This window comes from Bacillus sp. C-3-6 (assembly GCF_054509685.1).
This window is the reverse complement of the sequence record NZ_CM137247.1, coordinates 3,360,601-3,383,382: the sequence shown is the minus strand read 5'-3', so window position 1 is coordinate 3,383,382 and position 22,782 is coordinate 3,360,601. Positions and strand designations below refer to the sequence as shown.

Below are 22,782 nucleotides of genomic sequence, written 5' to 3'. Positions count from 1 at the left end.
ACTTATTCATATAAGAACAAGTAGCGTGTTTTTTCTATTTAATAATCCCATTTTCTAAAATTTTAATAGTTGGTGCCACTTTCACATTAGCTTTTGAAAAGGCACTTGGCCAATCATCTTCAACTTGTTTCCATTCTTCATATTGAAACGCTCTCGCATAATCACCAAATCCGAATGGATCAAGTTGCTGTTTTTGAATTTTGTGGATTAAATCGTTTAAATCATTGTTTAGTTGTTTTGTAATAAGAGAAGTTAATTTTTTTCTATCATTATCTATATCCATGTTGAATGTAAGTTCAGATACGGCAATTTTTAAATCCATTTTAATATTAAATTTGAAGCGGTTATCGCTATAGTCTGTACCGATATCATGATTCATACTAAGAACATTTATTGTTATAAAATCGTCGCCTTTTGTATCTTTTAGATGGCTATTACTTTCAACTAAATTAGAGGGGATTTTCATTGTAAGTGAAACGGGTATATTAGCTTTCTTTTGCACCATAAGAAGAAGGGCACTTTCGTAGCGATTTAAAGACATCTTATAAGTTCCACGAGAGGTTAATAGTGCCGAACCGGTAACAATAACATCTTTCTTCCCTTTTTTTATTTCTGAAATAGCAGGAGTTACGCCTTTATTAAAAGTTTGTCTATGAAATTCATGGAATGTCGTAAACACGGTCCGATTGTATAGTTTGTTCGTATTAATTAAATCTGTTAAATATTCAGGAAGAGCAGGCTTATCTTTGAAATTATTATATATAACAGAAGAAATGGGTCCATCTACTGCAACCATGCGCATATTCCCTGTATTTTTAGGGTCGCGATACCAAACATCCAGATAAGGCATAGCTCCTTCTTGTTTTAAAAAATTCGTGCTGAACAATATAAGCTGTAACTTTTCTGTGGATACTAAACCGCTGCTTGAACTGTTAAACGTATCTTTTGCTTCTCGGGGTGTATGTACTTTCGCTTCATGAATTTCGTACTTTTTCTCTACATCTTCATTGAAAATAGGATTTACGTGATACACAATTAATTTTCCTTTTGCTTTTGCGTCAAAACCGTAAATTAATGAGATGGATTGTTTTTCTAAATCAAGCCGATCTTCACAACCTGCTAAAAAAATTATGAGAAAACAAAATATAATAAAATGAATAAAGCGTCTCATTTAAACTTTTCTCCTTTTCCAATGCTGATAAAGTGTCATGTATAAGAGAAATATAACTGGGAATAGAAAAACGATAAAATAACTAGCAGTTCCCCAAAATTCCCGCAACGCACTTATCTGATAAGAAGAAGGGATATAAAAGAATAAGATGAAAATACACCCGAATAATAAAAAATAAATAGGTAATGAACTGCCTTTTTTGTTAAGTAATTGATTAATGCCATCTGAAGCAGTAAAAATATAAGGAATACAGGAATCAAAAATAATAAAGAGATAAAATGACAAAAAGATAATTTCAAATCGCTCAAGAAATGAGAAGTGAAACGGTGTAACAAGAGAAAGAGTCGGCCATAAAAACTTTGTTATACCATCTGGACTAAAATAAATAAAAGAAACGAACGTGATTTGAAGATAAATAAATAACGTAATCAAATTTGCAATAACAATTCCTTTTTTTGCAGATGCTTTGTTAGTTAAATAAGGATAAAGGACAAACGCAAACTCGAATCCGAGAAACGCAATGATAGTTGATTTTACGGTGTTTATAATTGGTAGCCACCCTTCCTTGATAAGAGGAAGAAGATATATAAAATGCCCATCTTTAAGAGGAATAAATAATAATAATGGCATCCAAAGTGTAAAGATGACAGTGAAAACAGCAAAACGACTAATAATAAGTGCTCCTTTACATGCAAGCATAAGCATTGGAATAGATAGCAAAATCATAATTAAAGACATAGGAGATCTAGGTAAAATCCAAATATGAATAACGTATAAGAGGGAAAAAATTAAGGAAACAGCTGCGAGTACAGCATATAAAATCCAAAAAATCATTACTACTCTTCCTAGCCATTTTCCAAGATAGCGTATCAGCACATCAAGTAAAGTATATCCTGGATGTTTTTCCATGATTTTTACAATACATAGACTGACTAAAGTAGTAATGACACATCCGATAATAATAGACATCCAGCCATCTGTATTCGCTCCTTGTGCAACTTCACGCGGAAGTGTAAGTACGCCGAATCCGACTTGAACACCACTAATAGTTAAAATGTATTGAAATAAAGTGATCTCCCTCTTTGCACGTTTTGTCACTAATTCTCCTCCTTTTCTTCAACATCTCTTTGCCGGTTATCTTGTTTTAATTGTAGAGATAGTGGCCGTTTCTTCATAATTTTCCATGGGAAACGTATAAGGGTATCTTTTAAATCCGAAGCATATGACGGAGAAAAAGGACTACCATATGGTACACCAAGTGATTCCATAGAAAGAATATGGATGATAATGATTGCCATTCCAACCATAATTCCAATGACGCCAAATAAAGAGGCGGCTATCATCATTGGGAATCGAAGAAGCCGAATTCCTGCTGACATTTCTAAGTTAGGAATAATGAAGGAGGCAACCGCAGTAATTGATACGACGATAACCATAACGTTACTCACAATCCCAGCTTGAACCGCAGCTTGTCCAATTACAATTCCTCCTACGACGCCGATTGTTTGTCCAACAGGCCCAGGAAGCCGAATCGCTGCTTCTCGGAGCATTTCGAGAACTAATTCCATTAATAAAGCTTCTAATATGGGAGGAAAAGGAATTTTGGCTCGAGATTCTCCAATAGTTAACAACAATTTGAGCGGAATCACTTCATAATGGAAGGAAATCATAGCAATATAAAGAGCAGGAGCAAATATTGCAATAAATAGCCCAGTGAAACGAAGGAGTCGTATAAAAGATGGAATCATAGGTCTGAAGCTGTAATCATCTATCGTCTGAAAGAAGGATGAAAAGGTCATAGGTCCTATTAATACGCCTGGTGAGCGATCTACAACAACAGCAATTCGCCCATTCAAAATATGATGTGCTGTTGTGTCAGGACGTTCAGTGATAGACAATTGTGGGAAGAGAGTATAGGAATTATCTTCAACAAATCCTTCTAATTCACCGGTAGTAAGAATAGCATCTACTTTGATTGATTCAATGCGGCATGCCATATCTTGTACAACATCTTCGTTTGCAACATCTGCAAGATAAAGTAAAAAAACTTTAGAGGTTGCTCGTTCGCCAACAGTGAATTCCTTCACTTTTAATTCGCGATTTGGAATATAGCGACGAATAAGTGCGATACTATCACTTGCCACTTCATTAAATCCTTCGTGTGAGCTTTTTATGGAAGTCTCTGTTGTAGGTTCTTCAATACTCCTTTTTGGCGCCGCTTGCGTATCTAGTTCTAAAGCTGATAATTGCCCGTTTATAAATAAAATACTTTTGCCATGTAAGAGAGATTGCTCAATGTCTATCCACTTCTGAACTTTTTTAATATTCCCTATAGAAACAGAAGATTCCCAAAAATCATCTTCATTCCATTCTTTAAATAAGAGAGGACGAAGAATATCTACATTAATAACAGTTTTATCTACAAGCCCTTCCATATATATAAGAGCAGCTTCTTTTCCGTTTTTTAACGGGAAAGTGCGTGTAATTAATTCTGGAATACCACTAAATAATTTGGATAAGTGTTTAAGATTAAGCGGCATGGAGGAAGAAATTTCTTTATTTAATACAGTTTCAGATTGCTCATGTGTAGAGAAAGATTTTTCGCCCCTTATCCATTTTCGAAAAGATCCCATATATTCACCTTATTCCTCGTTGAACTGTATATGGGTTATTATGGATAGTTACATACAGACATATGCGCAGTTTAAAATTTATATTGTATATTTGTACATTTAACGCTATAATTATAGTGTTAAAGATGGAATCGTGATATGACCTGTTATGAATCTATCGTTTTATTTATGAATAAATGGATTGGTATTTTAGCAAGATGTGCTAATAAACTACTCCACCATGATGATAGCGTGCCCAAAATGTGGTGCGTATATTTTCGTGGTGGAGTTTTTTTTATTCTCAAAAAGGGGGAAAGACCATGAATGACAACATGGTTCATATTACAATTGACGGAAAAAAGTATACAGCGGAGCCTGGTTCAACGATATTGGGTGTTATTAATGAGAACGGGATTGAACATCCGCAAATTTGTTACGTGCCGGAAGTAGATCCTATTCAAACATGTGACACTTGTATTGTAGAAGTTGACGGAAAGTTAATGCGTTCTTGTTCGACGATAGCAACGGAAGGTATGAACGTTGAGCGTGCTTCTGTTCGCGCAAAAGAAGCACAAACAGAGGCGATGGATCGGTTACTAGAAAATCATTTATTATACTGTACAGTATGTGACAACAACAATGGGAACTGTAAACTGCATAATACAGCAGAATTAATGGAAATTGAACATCAAAAATATCCTTATGAACCGAAAGTAGATGTAAGTGAAGTTGATATGACGCATCCGTTTTATCGCTATGACCCTAATCAATGTATTGCATGCGGTCAATGTGTTGAGGTGTGTCAAAACTTACAAGTAAATGAAACGTTATCGATAGACTGGGAAGCGGAACGCCCACGAGTTATTTGGGATGAAGGAGTAAATATTAATGATTCTTCATGCGTTAGCTGTGGTCAATGTGTAACGATTTGCCCTTGTAACGCTTTAATGGAGAAAACGATGCTCGGTGAAGCTGGATTTATGACGGGATTAAAACCAGATATTCTTGAACCGATGGTAGATTTAATTAAAGAAGTTGAGCCTGGATATAGCGGTATTTTTGCGGTATCAGAAGTGGAAGCGGCCATGCGTGATACTCGTACGAAGAAAACGAAAACAGTATGTACATTTTGTGGTGTAGGTTGTTCGTTTGAAGTGTGGACGAAGGGGCGTAAAATCCTTAAAGTACAGCCATCTTCAGATGCACCAGTTAACGCAATTTCCACTTGTGTAAAAGGGAAATTTGGTTGGGATTTCGTAAATTCTAAAGAACGAATTACAAAACCTTTAATTCGTAAAAATGGAACGTTTGTTGAATCTACATGGGAAGAAGCACTGAATGTAGTTGCAAATAAATTAGGTACTATTAAAGAAGAGTACGGTAAAGGTTCTATCGGATTTATTTCTTCCTCTAAAATTACAAATGAAGATAATTATGTAATTCAAAAATTAGCTCGACAAGTATTTGGAACGAATAATATTGATAACTGCTCACGTTATTGCCAATCACCAGCAACGGATGGTTTGTTCCGTACAATTGGTATGGGCGGTGATGCAGGAACGATTAAAGATATTGCGCAATCTGGTCTTGCTATTATTGTAGGATGTAATCCGACAGAAGGTCATCCTGTTTTAGCTACACGTATTAAACGTGCACATAAATTACACGGACAAAAGTTAATTGTAGCTGATCTTCGTAAAACAGAAATGGCAGAGCGATCAGATGTCTTTATTAGTCCAAAACAAGGAACAGATCAAGTTTGGTTAATGGCTGTTACAAAATATATGATTGATCGAGGTTGGCATGATCAGGAATTTATTAATGAGAATGTAAACTTCTTTGAAGATTTCAAAGAAAGTCTAGAAGAATATACACTTGCATATGCAGAAGAAGTAACAGGTATTTCAAAAGAAACACTTATTCAAATGGCTGAAATGATTCGTGATGCAGATGGTACATGTATCCTTTGGGGTATGGGGGTAACGCAAAATACAGGTGGTTCTGATACTTCCGCTGCAATTTCAAACTTACTTCTTGCAACAGGGAACTATCGTCGTCCAGGAGCAGGTGCATACCCACTTCGAGGTCACAATAACGTACAAGGTGCTTGTGATATGGGTACTTTACCAGGATGGCTTCCAGGATATCAGCACGTTACTAACGAAATGGAACGTGCGAAATTTGAAACTGCTTACGGAGTGAAAATTGATAGTGAACCAGGTCTTAATAATATTGAAATGCTTCACGCAATTGACGAAGGAAAAATGAAAGCAATGTATCTTGTCGGAGAAGATATGGCTCTTGTAGATTCTAATGCAAATCATGTACATGAAGTGTTGTCGAGCCTTGATTTCTTCGTTGTGCAAGATGTTTTCCTTTCTAAAACTGCTCAATATGCAGATGTTGTATTACCAGCAGCGCCATCTCTTGAGAAAGAAGGTACTTTCACAAATACAGAGCGCCGTGTCCAAAGATTATATCAAGTTCTTCCTACGCTAGGAGATGCGAAACCAGACTGGTGGATCGTCCAGGAGGTTGCGAATAAACTAGGGGCAAACTGGAATTATAGCCACCCAAGTGAAATCTTTGCTGAAATGGCAAGTTTATCACCATTATTCTCGCAAGCGAACTATGAAGTGCTTGAAGGATGGAACAGTTTCCATTGGGGAAGTTTTGATGGAACAAATACACCACTTCTGTTCCAAGATGGATTTAACTTCCCAGATAAAAAAGCTCGTTTTGCAATTGCTGACTGGGTACGTCCAGCTGAATTTCCAGCTGAGTTCGACCTTCACATTAACAACGGTCGTATGCTTGAACATTTCCATGAAGGGAATATGACAAATAAATCAACAGGTATTCAAACGAAAGTACCTGGTGTTTTCGTTGAAATCTCTCCAGACCTTGCAAAAGAACGTGGCGTAAAAACAGGTTCGTTAGTTCGTCTTGTCTCTCCTTTTGGAGCATTAAAATTACGTGCACTCGTTACAGATCGTGTAAAAGCGAATGAGTTATATTTACCGATGAACTCTACAGATAACGAAACGGCAATTAATTTCTTAACAGGTCCTGCTGTGGATGTACGTACGAATACACCTGCGTATAAACAAACGAAAGTGCGTATGGAAGTGTTAGAAGTTGATGGCGAAAATCCGATGCCAAAAGCGAACCCACGCAATAAAAAACGTCACCCTCAAGCTGGAATTGAGGTACATCGTAAGTGGGCACGTCCAGGGTATGTGCATTTAACGGATAAGTAGGAGGAGAAAACTATGGCTGCACCTATAAAAATGATTCAAAAACAAGAATTAACTGAGGAAGAAATAAAACAGCAAAAATTAGATGATTTAAAGGAGCTTTTAACAAATAATGAAGAAGCTCTAAATCAGATGTTTAATATAGTAGGGGAATTAAATGACATTGGAATGCTAGAAGCTGCAAATTCTATGCTGAAAGCGAAAGAACCAATTGCAAAGATTGTTCTAGGTCAAGTAACTCGTGAGCCTGTTACAAATTTAATTAATAATATGATGGGCGCTGCAGGTGCGTTAACTGAACTTGACCCAGAACTTACGAAAAAGCTTATGGGTAGTTTATTAGTCGGGCTAGAAGAAGGTAATGAACATCTAGAAAGTAATAAAAAAGTAGGGGTATTCGATCTTATGAAAGTATTGAAAGACCCAGATATTAACCGTGCTATCGGGTTTGGGCTTCATTTCTTAAAAGGTATGGGGAAAGGGTTAAAAGACGAATAAACTTCATGAAGTGAACCTTTCCGCCTAAATATTTGTACGAAATAGTTTGGGCGGAAGGCTCATTTTGGTAAAATATATAATAAAGTAAAATGAGGCTTTTGGGAGGTATGATTGTATGTCAAAAAAAGTACATGAATTTAATGATATGATCCGAAAACTTCGAAAAGAACTTTTCGGAAAAGGACCAGAACGAATTCATACTGTTTTTGCAGAAAATATGGCTATAGCGACTCTTTATGGAAACTTAACACCTACTGAAAAATTTATTTCAAGTACGATGGACGGTGCGGAAATGGTTCATATGGCTAGAACGAAAATGATTCAAGAGGTGTATGCTGCGAATTCCCGTGAACATTTGGAGGAACTTGTTGGAGCAAAATTAGTGAATTTGTTTTCAGATATGAAAGTAGAAGAAGATATTGCAGTTTCTGTATTTGTTTTTGATAAAAATATAACGTGAGAGAAGGATACTGATCGTGAAACCGATACAGGTAGAAAGAGAAATCTTTCGTTATGAACAAGGAGCATTTAAACATATAGAGGACAGCATTGTAACAGAGTTTCCTGTCACCATTAAAATGAACGGACAGGAGTTTGTTACAATGGTTAGTACTCCAGAATATATAGAAGATATGGTAATAGGCTTCTTAGCGTCTGAAGGAATCATTCGGAAGTATGAAGATATTGATAGTGTATGGGTGCAGGAGAAAGAAGGATTTGTGCATGTAACAACGACAAAAGTAAATCCGTATTATGAACAAATGCAAAATAAACGCTATATTACGTCTTGTTGTGGTATGAGTAGGCAAGGGTTTGTTTTTGCAAATGATGCACTAAGTGCAAAAAAAATGAAGGGTGTCCATGTACAGGTTGCTGCAGAGGATTGTTTTCGGTTAATGAAAGAAATGCAGCAATCTGCGGATACGTTTCATCATACTGGTGGGGTTCATAATGCAGCTTTATGTGATGTGAATGGTATTATTTTAAGTCGAATGGATATTGGTAGGCATAATGCATTAGACAAAATTTACGGTTATTGTTTAAGAAACGATATTTCTATAAAAGATAAAATCATTGTTTTTAGTGGTCGTATTTCTTCGGAAATATTATTGAAAGTTGCAAAAATCGGTTGTGAAATTATACTATCAAAATCAGCTCCAACTGAGTTAGCTTTGCAACTAGCGGAAGATTTAGGTATTACGACAATAGGATTTATTCGTAATCACTCCTTAAATGTATATACCCATCCAGAACGTGTTTTAAATATAAAATAAAAGTGAGGCAATGAAGATGAAATCAGCTACATTAGACAAGTTGCAACGTCCGTTAAAGGATTTACGTATTTCAGTTACTGATCGCTGTAATTTTCGCTGTCGATATTGTATGCCAGAAGAAATATTTGGTCCTGATTACTCGTTTTTGTCTAATGATAAAATTTTATCTTTTGATGAAATTGAAAGGATAACACGTATTTTCGTTTCTTTAGGTGTGAGAAAATTACGGATTACGGGCGGAGAACCGTTACTTCGAAGAGGGCTTCCAAAGCTTATTGAGCGCCTTAATAAAATTGATGGTGTAGAAGATATCGGTTTAACAACCAATGGATCGTTACTTAAAAAGTTTGCTCCTGATTTATATAAGGCGGGACTATCACGTGTAACAGTTAGCTTAGATTCCTTAGAAGAAGAGCGGTTTTTCTATTTAAATGGTAATAGGAGCAAAGTGCAAAGGGTTCTGGAAGGAATACAGGCTGCAGCTGAAGTTGGAATGAAAATTAAAATAAACATGGTCGTTCAAAAGGGAAAAAACGAACAGGACATTTTGCAGATGGCGCAATATTTTAAGGAAAATAAGCATATTCTTCGTTTTATTGAGTATATGGATGTTGGAAATTATAATGGTTGGGATTTAAAAGAGGTCGTCTCTAAACAAGAAATAGCAGATACGATTCATCAAGTTATGCCGTTAGAACGGATAGAAGCAAATTATTCTGGTGAAGTGGCTACTAGGTATCGTTATATAGGAAGCGATGAGGAAATAGGTATTATTTCATCAGTAACAGATTCTTTTTGCTCATCATGTACGAGAGCTCGTATTTCTGCAGAAGGAAAATTATATACTTGCTTATTTGCTTCTAAAGGAAATGATTTAAGGGAATTGCTTCGTTCTGAACATACAGATGAGGACATTACAGATGTAGTACGCGATATATGGAATAATAGGGAAGATCGTTATTCAGATGAACGCTTAAATCATACAAATAAGAAAACAATACCTAAAATTGAAATGTCACATATCGGTGGTTAATATATAAAGCTAGCTTCATAGTGAAAAATGGAAAATTTACAAGAGTTGTGGATTTTCTATTTTATAGTAAAAGTGATGATTGATATCTCTGTAAAAGATGTGCAGAGAAATTAAGCAGCATTCAAAAACCTTTATTTTGAGGAGGTTTTTTGAAGCTGCTTTTTTATTTGGAGAAAATGGAGGAATGGGTAATGGCATTTCATAAGCCGGAACAAATTGCTGAGCTTGTCATTGAGGCCGGTGTTCAAAAAGTAAGACAGACATTGCCAGCGATGCTTATTCTCGGTTTTTTAGGAGGAGCGTTTATTGCGATAGGTTTTTTACTTAACATTCGAGTTTTAGGGAATTTACCTGAGCGCTGGGGAAGTCTAGTGAATGTTTTAGGAGGAGCAGTATTTCCTGTTGGACTCATGCTCGTAGTATTAGCAGGAGGAGAATTAATTACGGGAAATATGATGTCACTGTCTATGGCGCTTTATGCAAAGAAAATTACATTGATAAGCGTACTGAATAACTGGGTTTGGATTACTCTCATGAATTTTATTGGGGCAATTTTCGTTGCGTATTGCTTTGGGCATCTTGGCGGATTAACAGAGGGAGAGTATTTAAATAAAACGGTAGCGATAGCGGAAGGGAAGTTACATGAATCATTTGGGAGAACTTTAATTTTAGCAATTGGTTGTAATTGGCTCGTTTGTCTTGCTCTTTGGCTCGCTTACGGGACGAGTGATTTTGTCGGAAAAATCATCGGAATTTGGATTCCAATTATGGCATTTGTAGTGATTGGATTTCAGCAAGTAGTAGCAAATATGTTTGTCATTTCCGCTGTTATTTTTGCTGGTCATCTAACGTGGATGGATCTGGCTAAAAATTTTGTTCCTGTTTTTATCGGAAATGTAATTGGAGGAGCTGGGTTTGTTGGTTTTGCTTACTTTGCTTGTTATCAGAAACAACATTCTAATATGAAATAGAGTTCTTGAGAGGAAGGGTATGTAATGGCTGATCGGTATTCACGACAACAGTTGTTCAAACCAATTGGGAGTAAAGGACAAGAAAAAATTCGAAATAAACATGTGTTAATTGTAGGGGCAGGCGCATTAGGAAGTGCAAGTGCCGAAAGTTTCGTACGTGCAGGTGTTGGCAAGTTGACGATTATTGATCGTGACTACGTTGAATGGAGTAATTTACAAAGGCAACAATTGTACTCTGAACAAAATGCGAGAGAGAAAATGCCGAAAGCAATTGCTGCAAAAAATCGGTTAGAACAAATTAATTCGGAAGTACAAATACATGCTTTCGTAATGGATGCAACTTCAGAAAATATGGAAGGTCTATTAAAAAATGTAGATGTAATCATTGATGCAACAGATAATTTTGATATTCGATTTGTAATAAATGATTTATCACAAAAACATAATATTCCGTGGGTATATGGTTCTTGCGTTGGATCGTATGGTATGAGTTATACAATTATTCCACAAGAGACACCGTGTTTACATTGTATGCTTAAAAATATTCCTGTTACAGGTGTGACATGTGATACCGCTGGAATTATTAGCCCTACTGTTCAAATCGTCGCAGCATATCAAGTGGCAGAAGCACTCAAAATTTTAGTGGAAGATTTCTCAGCAATTAGAAAAACATTTTTCATGTTTGATATATGGAGTAATCAAAATCATTTTATAAAATTAGGGAAAATAAAAACAGACACTTGTCTCTCATGCGGTTCAAATCGAACTTATCCTTATTTATCATACGAAAATCAAACGAAAGCAGCTGTTTTATGCGGAAGAAATACAGTTCAAATTAGAACAGTAGACAATAGGAAATACAATTTTGATGATATAGAAAAAGTATTACAAAAACTGGGGAAAGTAGATCGGAATCCGTATTTACTATCTTGCCAATTCGATGATTACCGCGTGGTTGTTTTTCGAGATGGTCGTGTTTTTATTCATGGTACAAATGATATTTCGAAAGCGAAACAACTATATTATCGCGTATTCGGTTAATAGAGAGGGTGTCAATAATGGAAAGAAGAGTGCCAATTACGGTTGAAGAAGCTGTTCGTAAAGTGATGGGATTTGCTGATAAAGGCTTAAAGGAGCTATTACCAATTGAATTAGCTTATGGACGCATATTAGCAGAGGATTTAGTAGCTGACCATGATGTGCCGTCATTTAATCGTTCGCCGTATGACGGATTTGCTATTCGAGCAGAAGATACTAATTTAGCAAGTTATGAAACGCCAATTGTATTTGAAGTAATGGGTGAAATTGGCGCAGGATCGCTATTCCATGAGAAAGTAGGTCCGTTTCAAGCAGTTCGAATTATGACGGGAGCACAAATTCCGAATGGGTGTGATGCGGTTGTTATGTTAGAGCTGACTCGTCAATATGAGAAGAATGGCAACAATTATATGGAAGTGAAGCGATCATTCAAAACGGGCGACAATATTTCTTTTCAAGGTGAAGATGCTCGTAAAGGAACAGTTCTTGCAAAGAAGGGATCGTACATTAATCCAGGTATTTCAGCTCTTCTTGCTACATTCGGTTATAGTGAAGTACCAGTTGCGAGAAAGCCTGTAATTGGACTGTTAGCGACTGGGAGTGAATTACTGGATGTCAATGATTCATTACAGCCAGGGAAAATCCGAAACAGTAATACGTACATGATATTGTCTCAAATTCGAAGAGCGGGCGGAAGAGTAAAATATTTTGGGAAGTTTAGTGATGATTTTAATACGTGTTTTACAGCTGTGAAAGAAGCGCTTGGCCAAGTAGATATGTTAATTACAACGGGCGGTGTATCAGTAGGAGATTATGATTATTTACCAGCTATTTACGAAAAGTTAGGTGCATCTGTTCTTTTTAATAAAGTTGCAATGCGACCAGGAAGTGTTACGACTGTAGCACAATTAAATGGCAAGTTATTATTTGGTTTATCAGGAAATCCATCAGCTTGTTACGTAGGGTTTGAATTATTCGTAAGACCGTGTATTCGGACGTATATGTTTAGTGAAAAAGTACATTTAAAAAGAGAAAAAGCGTTATTAGGAGAAGATTTTCTAAAACCGAATCCATTTACAAGATTTGTACGAGCAAAATTGCAATATGATGAGGGGAAATTAATCGCTTATCCATCAGGGTTTGATAAATCTAGCTCAGTTTCTTCATTGGCAGAATCCAACGCGTTTATCGTATTGCCGGGCGGGACAAGAGGATATAAAAAAGATATGTTTGTCGATGTTCTTTTATTAGAAGATAACGAAGGTAGTGAATGGCCTTGGACATTTCATAAAGTGAGAGGTGGTTTTAATGGAACAAGTGCTATTTGAGATTGTAGATAATCCGATTTTAGTTGAAGAAGTAACGAATAAAGTCGCAAGAAGAGAAGCAGGTGCGATTACAACATTTATTGGTACGGTGAGAGAATTAACAAAAGGAAAACGAACGCTACATTTAGAGTATGAAGCATATAAACCGATGGCAGTAAAACAACTTATGAGAATTGGAGAGGAAATTTGTGAAAGATGGCCGGATACAAAAGTAGCAATTACGCACCGTGTAGGGCGGCTAGAAATAATGGATATTGCGGTAGTCATTGCAGTTTCATCACCGCATCGTAAAGTAGCTTATGAAGCGAATGAGTACGCGATTGAACGTATAAAACGAATTGTTCCAATTTGGAAAAAAGAATTTTGGGAAGATGGAACGATGTGGATTGGAGATCAACTTGAAAATACACCATATCCAGAAGGAAAACCAAAGAAGGAAGAATGAGAAAATGATTATAATTTTATTGTTTGCAAATTTGCGTGAGGAAGTTGGATCGGATCGATTAGTGATTTCAGAAAAGCAAGAAATGACAGTGCAACAATTAAAAGAATGGCTTAAAGCCAGCTATTGTTTACAATCGTTGGATAAAGTGATGGTCGCTGTTAACGAAGAGTTTGTAATGAATGAAGAGATGATAAAAGCTGGAGATATAGTCGCATTAATCCCGCCTGTTAGCGGTGGATGATAAGCTTTTTCACCAGATGAAGCGCTAAGAAAATGTTGTATATAAATTAGAATAAGAGAAGGGATGAGTTCTATGCTTACTCAAGAACAAATAATGAATGCATTAAAACATGTAGAGGATCCAGAGTTACACAAAAGTGTTGTAGAATTAAATATGGTTAGAAATATACAAATGAACGGAACAGAGGTTAAACTTGAAGTAGTACTAACAATCCAAGGTTGTCCGTTAAAAGCAAAAATTCAACAAGATATTGAAGAATCACTTCACGCAATTGGTGCCTCTAAAGTGGAGGTAACATTTGGTTCTATGACACAAGAAGAACGTACAGCTTTAACAGAGAAATTAAAGAAAAATACTAGAACAGAAACTGGTATGCCGAGCATGCTTCGCCCGGATTCACGAGTACGTTTTATTACTGTAACGAGCGGAAAAGGCGGAGTTGGAAAATCAACGGTGACAATTAATCTTGCAACTGCACTAGCTCGTATGGGCAAGAAAGTGGGGATATTAGATGCGGATATATATGGTTTTAGTATTCCAGCTATGATGGAAACGAATACGAAACCAACGATGATTGATCAAACGGCAATTCCAGTCATTAGTCACGGTGTTAAAATCATGTCGATGGGATTTTTTACAGAAGGAAATAACCCAGTTATGTGGCGCGGACCGATGCTAAATAAATGGATTCAAAATTTCCTTGCGAATACGCACTGGGGAGAATTAGATTATTTATTACTTGATTTACCACCAGGTACAGGAGATGTTGCGATTGATGTGGCAGCGATGATTCCGCAAGCGAAAGAAATAATTGTTACAACTCCGCACAATGTAGCTTCATTCGTTGCTTCAAGAGTCGGTGTAATGGCAAAACATACGAAGCATGAGATTTTAGGTATTGTGGAAAATATGGCTTATTATGAAGAGCAAGATGGATCGAAAAATTATCTCTTCGGAAAAGGCGGCGGCGAAATGCTTGCAGAACAATTGCAAGCAGAAGTAATTGCCAAGATACCTTTTGCAAAACGTGAAGAAAATAGCGGTTCATCTGTATATGATGAAGATTCTCTTGTTGGAGAAGTGTTTACATCGTTAGCTGAGGATATTATTTATAGAGGATAGAGGGGGAAGTTTAGTATGGCGTGTAACATTGATCATTCTATTGAAGATGTGATGAATAAGCTCGAAAGTCAAAAGAATTCTTTACCTGAAGGGATCTTTAAAGAGTTAAAGAGTTTTTTACAAGGTAATCATTCGCAGAAATTATTAAATGATATTTTTCACCTTCTAAAAAAGTATGATTTAGTCAGTGAGGAAGAACGAGAGACGAGAAACGCACAATTATTGCACATTTTGAATTAAGTACTCTTTGGCTTTAGAATTTTTTCAGAAGGGGTGAATGTGATGGATATGAAAAAGATGATTGAAACGATAGAAGTAACTAGAGTGACTGAAGAGGAATTATCGATTTCGAATTTACATCCAAAGCTTGTGAAGTTGTATAGTCAAAAAGATAGTACAGAGTATACGAAGCTATTAAAATATATTTTATCATTATCCGTGCAGTTGAAGCTGAATCTCGTATTGAAATATTTTGGTGTGCGTCCGATTGTTGCTGCAGACGAGCGTATGCAATTTCAAGAGATATTTAAATGCTTAGCTAAGAAAGATGAGAATGGGGAATGGTTTCTAAATTTGGTTTCTTTATATGTAGGGCTAATTGTAGTTCTTCATTTTGAGGAGAAAGTGATTGAGAGCAGTTTTTTTGATGATATGGTAGTGGATGAATGTAATGAAATATAGGATTCTGCTCATAACATTTTTCTATATTAAATGCTTTAACTGCGATTTTAGTTGGTTATGTAAATATGAAGGTAACTAATTAAGAAAAAGGAATGAAACTAGTTGGATAAAAAGAGTTCTTCAGTTGTTTCCGTCGTTTTTTCGTGTTACCATTAAGCGAATTTTTCATAAGGAGAGAAAGCGATGAAATGGATTTATTTTCTTATTATTAACATTATAGCTTTTAGCCTTATGGGGCTTGATAAACGAAAAGCGAAGAAGAAACAGTGGAGAACGCCAGAAAGTACGTTGTTTTTATCAGCGGCAGCTGGGGGAGCAGTTGGAGCTTGGATTGGCATGTATATGTTTCATCATAAAACTCATAAAAAAAAATTTGTTTTCGGCATACCGTTACTTGTTGTAATAACGGTATGTTTATTATTCGTTGTATGAGAAATGTCGAAAGAAATGCAGATTGATTATTGGTAAAGTGAGCATGTGAGACCGTATAATGGAGAAAAAATGAGAAGAGGAGAAAAAGGAAGATGGGGAGTCAATCAGCAGAGCAAAAAAAAGGGATACTATATGCGGCTGGTGCTTACACGATGTGGGGAATCCTACCGATTTATTGGAAATGGGTTGAGGAAGTTCCAGCAGATGAAATATTAGCACACCGCATCGTTTGGGCGTTTGTTTTTATGTTACTCGTATTAGGTGTTACGAAGAGGTTTCGCCAGTTTATTGGGGAATTTGTAAATCTTTTTAAACGACCTAAATTATTAATGTCATTAACAATAGCTTCAGTCTTGATTAGTGGAAACTGGTTTGTTTACATATGGGCCGTTAATCATAATCATGTTATTGAAGCGAGTCTTGGCTATTATATTAATCCGCTTATTAGTATTTTACTTGGTACAGTCGTTTTAAAGGAAAAGTTAAACTTCTGGCAATATGTTGCAGTTGGTTTAGCTGGAGTGGGGGTTATCATTTTAACAGTACGTTTCGGGGCTATCCCGTGGGTTTCTTTATCACTTGCCCTTTCATTTGGATTATACGGATTAACGAAAAAATTGTTAAACTATGATGCGACAATTGGACTTACGATGGAAACGATGTTAGTAACGCCGTTTGCGATTATTTATCTAGTAATGACAGGAGTACATGGTTTCGGCTCATTTGGCTCTATCTCAATGTTATCGACATTACTATTAATAGGAGCGGGTATTGTTACAGCTCTACCACTTTTTTATTTTGCAAAAGGAGCCCAACTTATTCCGCTTTATATGGTAGGTTTTTTACAATATATTGCACCAACAATTAGCTTAATTTTAGGTGTATTCGTATTTGGTGAACATTTCACATTTACTCATATGATTGCATTTTTCTGTATATGGGTTGCTTTATTTGTATTCTCGGTAGCGAAGACAAAGTTCTTAGTGCAGAAACAACCGAAATTTATAAAAAATAAATCAGCAAAAGTATCATAATGCGTAGTATTTTCTACGCATTTTTCTTTATACTGATACTATATAGGATTTCCATCATAGCTAGTAGGGAGCTGAGAACGTGGAAACAATTTTACATAATGATCCGCTTATGGCCGCTGTAATTTCATGGTTTTTAGCACAATTAACGAAAGTAGTCTTTAAATTAATCAAAACGGGTGAATTTGATTTTGCAAAGTTTTTCGCTTCAGGTGGGATGCCGAGTTCTCATGCTTCAACTGTTACAGCACTTGCTACAGGAGTTGGGGTAGTAGAAGGTGTGGAAAGCTCGATGTTTGCGGTTGCTACTATTTTTGCCATTATTGTTATGTATGATGCTTCAGGAGTAAGGCTTGCAGTAAGTAAACAAGCAAAAATATTGAATGAGTTTTTTCACGGTAGACAAACAGAATATAAGAAGTTAAATGAACTTGTTGGGCATACACCGTATGAAGTAGTAGTTGGTGCTTTATTAGGGATTATTGTCGGAGTAGGATATTGTTTATGAGCGGAACATTTTATATGTTCTGCTTTTCTTTGTTTTTATACATATTCAGCTACCTTTTTGAATATCGTTATACGGATTTCGAAAGGGTGGGTGAGTAACTTGTTATTATATGAAAAAGTGCATGAAGAAATAGAGAGAAGAACAACTGCACTTCAAACAATGCAACGGCAAGATGGTACGTGGCAGTTTTGTTTTGAAGGAGCGCCATTAACAGATTGCCATATGATTTTTTTATTAAAATTATTAGGTAGAGATAAAGAGATAGAACCGTTTGTAAAAAGATTAGCATCACTTCAAACAAATGAAGGAACATGGAAATTGTATGAAGATGAAATGGGTGGTAATTTATCTGCTACAATTCAATCTTATGCTGCCTTACTTGCATCGGAAAAATATACAAAAGAAGATGCGAATATGAAGCGAGCGGAAAATTTTATTAAGGAACGCGGAGGCGTGGCGCGTGCTCATTTTATGACGAAGTTTTTATTAGCAATTCATGGAGAATATGAATATCCTTCACTCTTCCATTTACCAACACCAATCATGTTTCTACAGAATGATTCCCCTCTCAGTATATTTGAATTGAGTAGCTCAGCACGTATCCATTTAATTCCGATGATGCTGTGCTTAAATAAAAGGTTTCGAGTAGGGAAAAAGTTATTGCCAAATTTAAATCACATTGCAGGCGGGGGCGGAGAATGGTTTCGAGAGGATCGGTCTCCAGTTTTTCAAACGTTAGCAAGTGACGTGAAGAAAATTATAACGTATCCACTTTCTTTGCATCATAAAGGATATGAGGAAGTAGAACGTTTTATGAAAGAGCGTATTGATGAAAATGGAACATTATATAGTTACGCAACTGCTTCGTTTTATATGATTTATGCTTTACTTGCATTAGGACATTCTATTCAATCACCAATTATTGAGAAGGCTATAATGGGAATTACATCTTATATATGGAAGATGGAAAGAGGGAACCATTTGCAAAACTCTCCGTCAACTATATGGGATACAGCTTTACTCAGTTATGCTTTGCAAGAAGCTCAAGTTCCGAAAGCAAGTAAAGTGATTCAAAATGCATCAGCGTATTTACTAAGAAAACAGCAAACAAAGAAAGTAGATTGGAGTGTACATGCACCGGATCTCTTCCCAGGTGGTTGGGGCTTTTCGGATGTGAATACGACGATTCCAGATATTGATGATACAACTGCTGCGTTAAGAGCATTGGCGCGAAGTAGAGGGAACGAAAATGTAGACAATGCTTGGAAGCGAGCGGTTAATTGGGTTAAAGGATTGCAAAATAATGATGGTGGTTGGGGGGCTTTTGAAAAAGGGGTAACGAGCCGTATATTAGCAAAGTTACCAATCGAAAATGCAAGTGATATGATTACAGATCCTTCTACACCAGATATTACAGGAAGAGTGTTAGAATTTTTCGGGACGTATACGCAAAATGAATTGCCCGAGAAACAAAAACAAAGTGCGATAAATTGGTTAATGAATGTACAAGAGGAAAATGGATCGTGGTATGGGAAATGGGGAATTTGTTATATATATGGTACGTGGGCAGTGTTGACGGGTTTACGGTCACTCGGAATACCATCTAGCGATCCATCATTGAAACGAGCAGCTTTATGGCTTGAACATATACAGCATGAAGATGGTGGCTGGGGAGAGTCTTGCCAAAGTAGTGTGGAAAAAAGATTTGTTACTTTGCCATTTAGTACACCATCCCAAACAGCATGGGCGTTAGATGCCCTCATTTCTTACTATGATAAAGAAACGCCAGTCATTCGCAAAGGTATTTCATATTTGCTCTCCAACCCTTATGTAAATGAAAAATATCCTACTGGAACAGGTTTACCAGGTGGGTTTTATATTCGTTATCATAGTTATGCTCATATATATCCGTTGCTTACTTTGGCTCATTATGCAAAAAAATATAGAAAATAAACCGAGAGATGTCTCTCGGTTTATTTTGTTGGGTAGTAGGTCCCTTTTGAAAAGAATAAGGTTGTGATGTACCTTATTTTTCGGTTGATGGGCGTTTTTGACGTGCATCAGCGGCATTTGCACGTGCGTTTGCTTCTAAGTCATTGTGGTCAGCGAGTTCGCGAGAGAACTCAACATCAATGCCATCAGTTGCTTTGCTTTGTTTGAAATTCTTTTTGTTCATTCGACACAATCTCCTTGCACTTTATGCGACGTTGCAAAGTTAGTTTGACACAAATAGACTTTTTTATACAAAGAGGAATTGGAAAGCAAAAAGCCGAAATATACAGTATAAGTAATAGAAATGGGGGATAGGAATGGAGTTTTTAAATGGGAAAACAGCTGTTGTAACAGGAGCTGCACAGGGAATTGGAAAAGAGATTGCAAGGGTTTATGCAAAACTAGGGGCGAAAGTATTAATTAGCGATGTAAATGAAGAGAATCTACAAAAAACGACACGTGAGTTATCAGATGAAGGATATGAAGTGTGCTCATATCGATGTGATGTGAGTAATCAAAATGAAGCAAAGTCATTAATTGAATATGCGGTTCAAAAATTTGGTACATTACATATTTTGGTGAATAATGCTGGAATTACAAGAGACGCAATGTTACATAAAATGGAGAAGTCTGCTTGGGAACAAGTATTACAAGTGAACTTAACTGGAGTTTTTTATTGTATGCAACCAGCGCTTCTTTACATGAGACAACAAGGGTATGGACGCATTATTAATATATCTTCAATTAGTAGAGAAGGAAACATAGGTCAAGCAAATTATGCGGCTACAAAGGCAGGAGTTGTCGGTTTAACGAAAACAGCAGCAAAAGAAGTTGGAAGCTTCGGTATTACTTGTAATGCGATTTGTCCGGGTTTTATGGATACAGATATGACAAATACGATACCAGATAAAGTGAAAGAAAAGATGGTTGGTGCTATTCCAGTTGGTAGAATTGGAACGCCAGAAGATATTGCGAATGCAGCAGCTTTTTTAGCATCAGAATACGCATCTTATATTACAGGTGAAGTATTAAATGTGAGCGGAGGACTGCAAGTTTAAAGGAATACATAATGAAAAGAACCTGACCAGGTAGGTCAGGTTCTTTCTCATTAATTTAAGTTAAGCCAAACGCTCTTTACTTCTGTATAGTTATTTAATGCGTAAGATCCCATTTCACGGCCAAGACCAGATTGTTTAAATCCTCCAAATGGAGATGCTGCATCAAAGACGTTATAACAGTTTACCCATACTGTACCTGCACGTACTTTACTTGCAACATAGTGTGCTGTTTTAACATTTTCTGTCCACACACCAGCCGCTAAGCCGAATTGTGATTTATTTGCACGTTCAATTACTTCATCAATATCGTTAAACGGTATTGCAGAAATAACTGGACCGAAAATTTCTTCTTTTGCGATCGTCATTTCATCATTTACGTCAGCGAATACTGTAGGAGAAACGAAGTAGCCTTGATCGAATGGATTACTTCCTCCGCATAGTACTTCAGCTCCTTCTTCAATCCCTTTTTCAATGTAGCCCATTACACGTTTTTGTTGTTCTTCAGAAACGAGAGGACCAATTGTTGTTTCAGGGTTAAGACCGACACCTTGATTTAGTTTTTTAGAATAGAGGACGAGATCAGCCATGACATTATCATACATTTTCTTCGGAACAAATAAGCGTGACCCAGCAGAGCATACTTGTCCTTGGTTAAACATAACACCAGAAAGTGCACCAGGAATCGCGCGAGATAAATCAGCATCTGGCAAGATGATATTTGGTGATTTACCGCCTAATTCAAGTGTAACGCGTTTTAATGATTCGGATGCTTGTCGCATAATTTGTTTACCGACAGGAGTAGAACCGGTAAATGCAATTTTATCAACGAGTGGATGATTAACGAGAGCTTGTCCAGCTGATTCACCGAATCCAGGTACGATATTAATAACACCTTTCGGGAATCCAGCTTCTTCAATTAATTCAGCTAAGTATAGAGCAGATAGTGGAGTTTGTTCTGCAGGTTTTAAAACGATTGTACATCCTGTAGCAAGCGCTGCTCCCATTTTCCACATTGCCATAAGAAGCGGGAAGTTCCAAGGGATAATTTGACCAACGACACCAACAGCTTCATGGCGTGTATAGTTAAAGTAATCACCGGAAACAGGAATTGTTTGACCAACGATTTTCGTAGCCCATCCAGCGTAATAGCGCATATGCTCAATTGCAAGTGGTATGTCTGCTGCCATTGTTTCACGGATTGGTTTTCCGTTATCTAATGTTTCGAGCTGTGCAAGCTCTTCTTTATGTTCTTCCATTAGATCAGCTAACTTGTACATGAGACGGCTTCGCTCAGCAGTGCTCATACGAGACCAAGGACCTTCGTCAAAAGCCATACGAGCTGCGACTACTGCTTTATGAATATCTTCGCGACCAGCTTCAGAAACGACGGCAAGTGTTTCACCAGTTGCTGGGTTAGGTGTTTTAAATGTTTTACCGGAAGCGCTTTCAATGAAAGATCCATTCACATATAACTTTTTTGTACCTTGAAGAAACTTTTCTACCTTTTCATGAAGATTTACAGCTAGTTGACTCATTGTATAACCCCCTTGAAAATATAATGTAAACGCAGTACGAGACGGCGCTTATTCCGAAATCAAGGATGTGGAAACTAGATGGAAAGCCTCTAATTAAAATCATAATTAATAAATACTGAAAATTCAAATTTCATTTATGTTACAATTGTAAAAAATATGTAATGTAAGAGAAGCTTCTATATGATTATAAAAAATCCTGCTTGTTTTTGCTTTCTAGTAGGAAAAACTAGAAGAACAATGGTACAATAATACATCGTGAGAGGAGGGGGAAAAATGAAAGATTATCATGATGATCCACGCTTTCGAATAGCCCATAGAGAAGCGTTAATTGGTCTTGGACTTGCTATTATTAATTTTATAATATGGTACGGATTTGCTTATGGGCTTGGTAGTAAAGATCCGAGTGAATATACATATGTATTAGGTTTTCCCGCATGGTTTTTTTATAGCTGTATCGTTGGATTTATCGTTATGGTTATTTTACTTAGTTTAGTTGTTCGTTTTGTATTTCAAGATATTTCACTCGATGAGGAAGAAAAAAGTGAGGAATAATAG

Annotated in this window: 24 protein-coding genes; 19 read left to right on the top strand and 5 right to left on the bottom strand. The window is 36.6% G+C overall.

Going from position 1 to position 22,782, the window contains the following annotated elements; translation table 11 throughout:
* Positions 1 to 34 precede the first annotated feature (34 nt).
* From ACW0JX_RS17285 to ACW0JX_RS17275, 3 genes are read right to left on the bottom strand one after another with little or no spacing between them, the layout of a single operon-like run.
* The gene (locus ACW0JX_RS17285; protein ID WP_161114003.1) at positions 35 to 1,171 is read right to left on the bottom strand and encodes a Ger(x)C family spore germination protein; all 1,137 of its coding nucleotides are present in this window, start codon (positions 1,169 to 1,171) and stop codon (positions 35 to 37) included.
* Positions 1,172 to 2,269 (bottom strand): endospore germination permease, encoded by a 1,098-nt coding sequence (locus tag ACW0JX_RS17280; protein ID WP_095690397.1) that lies wholly within the window; start codon positions 2,267 to 2,269, stop codon positions 1,172 to 1,174. It lies immediately after the preceding gene.
* On the bottom strand, positions 2,269 to 3,804 hold the full coding sequence (locus ACW0JX_RS17275) for a spore germination protein (RefSeq protein ID WP_090977412.1): 1,536 nt from the start codon (positions 3,802 to 3,804) through the stop codon (positions 2,269 to 2,271). Before ACW0JX_RS17275 ends, ACW0JX_RS17280 begins: the two co-directional genes overlap by 1 nt.
* Positions 3,805 to 4,103: 299 nt before the next feature.
* On the opposite strand from ACW0JX_RS17275, the gene fdhF reads away from it, so the two are divergent.
* The 17 genes from fdhF (at position 4,104) to ACW0JX_RS17190 (ending at position 19,595) form a co-directional block, all read left to right on the top strand.
* Positions 4,104 to 7,043 (top strand): formate dehydrogenase subunit alpha, encoded by a 2,940-nt coding sequence (fdhF, locus tag ACW0JX_RS17270; RefSeq protein ID WP_459244968.1) that lies wholly within the window; start codon positions 4,104 to 4,106, stop codon positions 7,041 to 7,043.
* Positions 7,044 to 7,055: 12 nt separating this feature from the next.
* Positions 7,056 to 7,538, top strand: a complete 483-nt coding sequence (locus ACW0JX_RS17265; RefSeq protein ID WP_089171573.1) for a helical membrane plugin domain-containing protein — start codon at positions 7,056 to 7,058, stop codon at positions 7,536 to 7,538.
* A gap of 115 nt (positions 7,539 to 7,653) precedes the next feature.
* Positions 7,654 to 7,998: a Na-translocating system protein MpsC family protein gene (locus ACW0JX_RS17260; RefSeq protein ID WP_000039582.1), complete on the top strand. Its 345-nt coding sequence runs from the start codon at positions 7,654 to 7,656 to the stop codon at positions 7,996 to 7,998.
* Positions 7,999 to 8,014: 16 nt separating this feature from the next.
* Positions 8,015 to 8,812 (top strand): formate dehydrogenase accessory sulfurtransferase FdhD, encoded by a 798-nt coding sequence (fdhD, locus tag ACW0JX_RS17255; RefSeq protein ID WP_000802689.1) that lies wholly within the window; start codon positions 8,015 to 8,017, stop codon positions 8,810 to 8,812.
* A 16-nt stretch (positions 8,813 to 8,828) separates the two neighbouring features.
* Positions 8,829 to 9,845 carry a GTP 3',8-cyclase MoaA gene (gene moaA, locus ACW0JX_RS17250; RefSeq protein WP_095690399.1) on the top strand — a complete coding sequence of 339 codons (1,017 nt, stop codon included), beginning with the start codon at positions 8,829 to 8,831 and terminating at the stop codon, positions 9,843 to 9,845.
* Between the two features lie 191 nt (positions 9,846 to 10,036).
* A complete protein-coding gene (locus ACW0JX_RS17245; protein WP_000863998.1) occupies positions 10,037 to 10,816 on the top strand; it encodes a formate/nitrite transporter family protein in 780 nt (259 codons plus the stop codon).
* A gap of 24 nt (positions 10,817 to 10,840) precedes the next feature.
* Complete coding sequence (locus tag ACW0JX_RS17240) at positions 10,841 to 11,857, top strand: molybdopterin-synthase adenylyltransferase MoeB (protein ID WP_095690400.1); 1,017 nt, start codon at positions 10,841 to 10,843, stop codon at positions 11,855 to 11,857.
* 17 nt (positions 11,858 to 11,874) lie between these two features.
* Positions 11,875 to 13,182: a molybdopterin molybdotransferase MoeA gene (locus ACW0JX_RS17235; protein ID WP_048568314.1), complete on the top strand. Its 1,308-nt coding sequence runs from the start codon at positions 11,875 to 11,877 to the stop codon at positions 13,180 to 13,182.
* The gene (moaE, locus tag ACW0JX_RS17230) at positions 13,163 to 13,627 is read left to right on the top strand and encodes a molybdopterin synthase catalytic subunit MoaE (protein ID WP_000438664.1); all 465 of its coding nucleotides are present in this window, start codon (positions 13,163 to 13,165) and stop codon (positions 13,625 to 13,627) included. The genes ACW0JX_RS17235 and moaE overlap by 20 nt, the downstream gene beginning before the upstream one ends.
* A gap of 4 nt (positions 13,628 to 13,631) precedes the next feature.
* On the top strand, positions 13,632 to 13,868 hold the full coding sequence (gene moaD, locus ACW0JX_RS17225; protein ID WP_000583943.1) for a molybdopterin converting factor subunit 1: 237 nt from the start codon (positions 13,632 to 13,634) through the stop codon (positions 13,866 to 13,868).
* Positions 13,869 to 13,940: 72 nt separating this feature from the next.
* Complete coding sequence (locus tag ACW0JX_RS17220; protein ID WP_459244967.1) at positions 13,941 to 14,990, top strand: P-loop NTPase; 1,050 nt, start codon at positions 13,941 to 13,943, stop codon at positions 14,988 to 14,990.
* Positions 14,991 to 15,005: 15 nt separating this feature from the next.
* Complete coding sequence (locus ACW0JX_RS17215; protein WP_000752378.1) at positions 15,006 to 15,230, top strand: hypothetical protein; 225 nt, start codon at positions 15,006 to 15,008, stop codon at positions 15,228 to 15,230.
* A gap of 42 nt (positions 15,231 to 15,272) precedes the next feature.
* Positions 15,273 to 15,671, top strand: coding sequence for a hypothetical protein (locus ACW0JX_RS17210; RefSeq protein WP_095690401.1), 399 nt, complete (start codon positions 15,273 to 15,275; stop codon positions 15,669 to 15,671).
* 183 nt (positions 15,672 to 15,854) lie between these two features.
* Positions 15,855 to 16,103, top strand: coding sequence for a DUF1294 domain-containing protein (locus tag ACW0JX_RS17205; protein WP_000871346.1), 249 nt, complete (start codon positions 15,855 to 15,857; stop codon positions 16,101 to 16,103).
* A 92-nt stretch (positions 16,104 to 16,195) separates the two neighbouring features.
* Positions 16,196 to 17,137: an EamA family transporter RarD gene (rarD, locus tag ACW0JX_RS17200; RefSeq protein ID WP_459244966.1), complete on the top strand. Its 942-nt coding sequence runs from the start codon at positions 16,196 to 16,198 to the stop codon at positions 17,135 to 17,137.
* 79 nt (positions 17,138 to 17,216) lie between these two features.
* Positions 17,217 to 17,642, top strand: coding sequence for a divergent PAP2 family protein (locus tag ACW0JX_RS17195; protein WP_000447817.1), 426 nt, complete (start codon positions 17,217 to 17,219; stop codon positions 17,640 to 17,642).
* A 99-nt stretch (positions 17,643 to 17,741) separates the two neighbouring features.
* Positions 17,742 to 19,595, top strand: a complete 1,854-nt coding sequence (locus ACW0JX_RS17190) for a terpene cyclase/mutase family protein (RefSeq protein WP_459244965.1) — start codon at positions 17,742 to 17,744, stop codon at positions 19,593 to 19,595.
* 73 nt (positions 19,596 to 19,668) lie between these two features.
* Here ACW0JX_RS17190 and ACW0JX_RS17185 read toward each other — a convergent pair whose 3' ends face one another.
* Entirely contained in the window at positions 19,669 to 19,818 is a 150-nt protein-coding gene (locus ACW0JX_RS17185; RefSeq protein WP_141241001.1) for a YfhD family protein, read from the bottom strand.
* Between the two features lie 133 nt (positions 19,819 to 19,951).
* On the opposite strand from ACW0JX_RS17185, the gene fabG reads away from it, so the two are divergent.
* Complete coding sequence (fabG, locus tag ACW0JX_RS17180; protein ID WP_089171566.1) at positions 19,952 to 20,692, top strand: 3-oxoacyl-ACP reductase FabG; 741 nt, start codon at positions 19,952 to 19,954, stop codon at positions 20,690 to 20,692.
* Positions 20,693 to 20,742: 50 nt separating this feature from the next.
* Here the strand turns inward: fabG and dhaS are convergent, their stop codons facing one another.
* Positions 20,743 to 22,227 carry an aldehyde dehydrogenase DhaS gene (dhaS, locus tag ACW0JX_RS17175; protein WP_000080279.1) on the bottom strand — a complete coding sequence of 495 codons (1,485 nt, stop codon included), beginning with the start codon at positions 22,225 to 22,227 and terminating at the stop codon, positions 20,743 to 20,745.
* Positions 22,228 to 22,500: 273 nt separating this feature from the next.
* On the opposite strand from dhaS, the gene ACW0JX_RS17170 reads away from it, so the two are divergent.
* Complete coding sequence (locus ACW0JX_RS17170) at positions 22,501 to 22,779, top strand: YhdT family protein (protein WP_000656237.1); 279 nt, start codon at positions 22,501 to 22,503, stop codon at positions 22,777 to 22,779.
* Positions 22,780 to 22,782: the final 3 nt, after the last annotated feature.

Excerpts from the sequence above, each read along its gene's own strand:
- ACW0JX_RS17285 (WP_161114003.1), bottom strand. The coding sequence starts at position 1,171 with ATGAGACGCTTTATTCATTTTATTATATTTTGTTTTCTCATAATTTTT.
- ACW0JX_RS17275 (WP_090977412.1), bottom strand. The coding sequence starts at position 3,804 with ATGGGATCTTTTCGAAAATGGATAAGGGGCGAAAAATCTTTCTCTACA.
- fdhF (WP_459244968.1), top strand. The coding sequence starts at position 4,104 with ATGAATGACAACATGGTTCATATTACAATTGACGGAAAAAAGTATACA.
- ACW0JX_RS17265 (WP_089171573.1), top strand. The coding sequence starts at position 7,056 with ATGGCTGCACCTATAAAAATGATTCAAAAACAAGAATTAACTGAGGAA.
- ACW0JX_RS17260 (WP_000039582.1), top strand. The coding sequence starts at position 7,654 with ATGTCAAAAAAAGTACATGAATTTAATGATATGATCCGAAAACTTCGA.
- moaA (WP_095690399.1), top strand. The coding sequence starts at position 8,829 with ATGAAATCAGCTACATTAGACAAGTTGCAACGTCCGTTAAAGGATTTA.
- ACW0JX_RS17245 (WP_000863998.1), top strand. The coding sequence starts at position 10,037 with ATGGCATTTCATAAGCCGGAACAAATTGCTGAGCTTGTCATTGAGGCC.
- ACW0JX_RS17240 (WP_095690400.1), top strand. The coding sequence starts at position 10,841 with ATGGCTGATCGGTATTCACGACAACAGTTGTTCAAACCAATTGGGAGT.
- ACW0JX_RS17235 (WP_048568314.1), top strand. The coding sequence starts at position 11,875 with ATGGAAAGAAGAGTGCCAATTACGGTTGAAGAAGCTGTTCGTAAAGTG.
- moaE (WP_000438664.1), top strand. The coding sequence starts at position 13,163 with ATGGAACAAGTGCTATTTGAGATTGTAGATAATCCGATTTTAGTTGAA.
- moaD (WP_000583943.1), top strand. The coding sequence starts at position 13,632 with ATGATTATAATTTTATTGTTTGCAAATTTGCGTGAGGAAGTTGGATCG.
- ACW0JX_RS17220 (WP_459244967.1), top strand. The coding sequence starts at position 13,941 with ATGCTTACTCAAGAACAAATAATGAATGCATTAAAACATGTAGAGGAT.
- ACW0JX_RS17215 (WP_000752378.1), top strand. The coding sequence starts at position 15,006 with ATGGCGTGTAACATTGATCATTCTATTGAAGATGTGATGAATAAGCTC.
- ACW0JX_RS17210 (WP_095690401.1), top strand. The coding sequence starts at position 15,273 with ATGGATATGAAAAAGATGATTGAAACGATAGAAGTAACTAGAGTGACT.
- ACW0JX_RS17205 (WP_000871346.1), top strand. The coding sequence starts at position 15,855 with ATGAAATGGATTTATTTTCTTATTATTAACATTATAGCTTTTAGCCTT.
- rarD (WP_459244966.1), top strand. The coding sequence starts at position 16,196 with ATGGGGAGTCAATCAGCAGAGCAAAAAAAAGGGATACTATATGCGGCT.
- ACW0JX_RS17185 (WP_141241001.1), bottom strand. The coding sequence starts at position 19,818 with ATGAACAAAAAGAATTTCAAACAAAGCAAAGCAACTGATGGCATTGAT.
- fabG (WP_089171566.1), top strand. The coding sequence starts at position 19,952 with ATGGAGTTTTTAAATGGGAAAACAGCTGTTGTAACAGGAGCTGCACAG.
- dhaS (WP_000080279.1), bottom strand. The coding sequence starts at position 22,227 with ATGAGTCAACTAGCTGTAAATCTTCATGAAAAGGTAGAAAAGTTTCTT.
- ACW0JX_RS17170 (WP_000656237.1), top strand. The coding sequence starts at position 22,501 with ATGAAAGATTATCATGATGATCCACGCTTTCGAATAGCCCATAGAGAA.